Origin of the sequence: Faecalibacterium sp. Marseille-Q4137, from assembly GCF_017377535.1 — a bacterium.
GTDB lineage: Bacteria > Bacillota > Clostridia > Oscillospirales > Ruminococcaceae > Faecalibacterium > Faecalibacterium duncaniae.
Window position 1 is genome coordinate 1 of sequence record NZ_JAFREK010000103.1, and the last position, 1,437, is coordinate 1,437.

Here is a 1,437-nt window from a genome sequence, read left to right on the forward strand (position 1 = left end):
GTAATAAAGTTACTGCATTAAATAATGTTTCGCTCTCTATTGATACTGGAATCTTTGGACTATTAGGACGAAACGGCTCTGGAAAGACTACCCTTATGAGAATATTAACGACACTTATTGAACCAACAGGGGGAACTGCATCTATATTAGGTATGGACATTACTCCGGCAAATAAAACTCAAATCAAGCGCAGTATTGGTTATTTACCTCAAGAATTTGGATTTTATAAAGAATTTACCGTTTCTGAAATCATGGAGTATATATGTATTATGCGTGATTTTGATAAGAAAACCATCGGAGAAACACTGGAAAAGGTAAATTTATATAATGAGCGAAAGAAAAAATATAAAGAATTATCTGGAGGTATGAAACGGCGGGTAGGGCTTGCTCAAGCTATACTTGGTAATCCGCCAGTTTTAATAGTAGATGAGCCCACTGTAGGAGTTGATCCTGAAGAGAGAATAAAAATACGAAAATTGTTAAACGAATATGCTGAAAAGAATACTGTTTTATTCTCAACTCACATTATAGAAGATATAGAGTATATATGTGATAAGTTGGCGATCCTGGACAACGGGAAACTACTATACTCTGGCAGCATAGAAGATTTGTTAAAGTCAGTGCAAGGGAAAATTTATGAGGCTAGATTCAATACAAAAGATGAATTACACAAGTTTGAAGAAAGTCATACGGTGATTTCCTTTAAGCGAGATGATACGCAAGTACGGGCTACTGTAATATGTGAAAATGATGCAGAGCCAAGCAGCATACCATATAAGCCTACATTAGAAGAAGTCTATGTTTATTTGACAACTATTAAGGGGGGAAAATGATGGACGCTATTAAGCTAATATGGTTTGAATCAAAAAAACAAATTACAAGCTTTCCATTTATCATCACTTTAGTGTTGCTCACAGTATTCTCTTTTACGCAAATGAGTGAAGTCTTCCACATACCAGTGAACAGCGAAAGCGATATACAGGCACTAGATCGTGCTGGTGAACGAGATTTTATTGATGTGTCCAACACGGACGAAGAGCTAAAAGAGAAGACAAGTCAGTATTTGGAGCAAATGATCTCTGCTGGAACTATATCTGATGAAAATGCAAAAGAATTTGAACCGGTACTGACAATGCTCAAAGATGATAACTATACCTTTGATGACATTTATTTAGCTATGAAAGATAATAGCTATATATTTCCTTGGCTGATGGCAAGCAAAAGCCAATTTGGAAATCGGTTGGGTACTGTGGATGAAGTAAACAGTAATATTCAAGCAGAACTAGGTACAAAAGGATATAGTCCTATTTTAATGGAGAAATATATTACTTATGTGCAAGGAATATCTGCCTTTTTGATTTTTCCACTATTCCTTTTATTGCTTATTAGAGATTATCGAAGCAATATGTATGAAGTAGTTTATGCGCAGCCCTTATC

The 1,437-nt window shown here is 35.4% G+C and carries 1 protein-coding gene and 1 pseudogene; both read left to right on the forward strand.

Going from position 1 to position 1,437, the window contains the following annotated elements; genetic code table 11:
• On the forward strand, positions 1 to 833 hold an 833-nt coding region (locus J3353_RS15960), incomplete at its 5' end, for an ATP-binding cassette domain-containing protein (protein ID WP_207685242.1).
• Positions 830 to 1,437 (forward strand): annotated as a pseudogene (locus tag J3353_RS15965) (hypothetical protein); the annotation flags it as partial. The gene J3353_RS15960 and the pseudogene J3353_RS15965, both read left to right, overlap by 4 nt.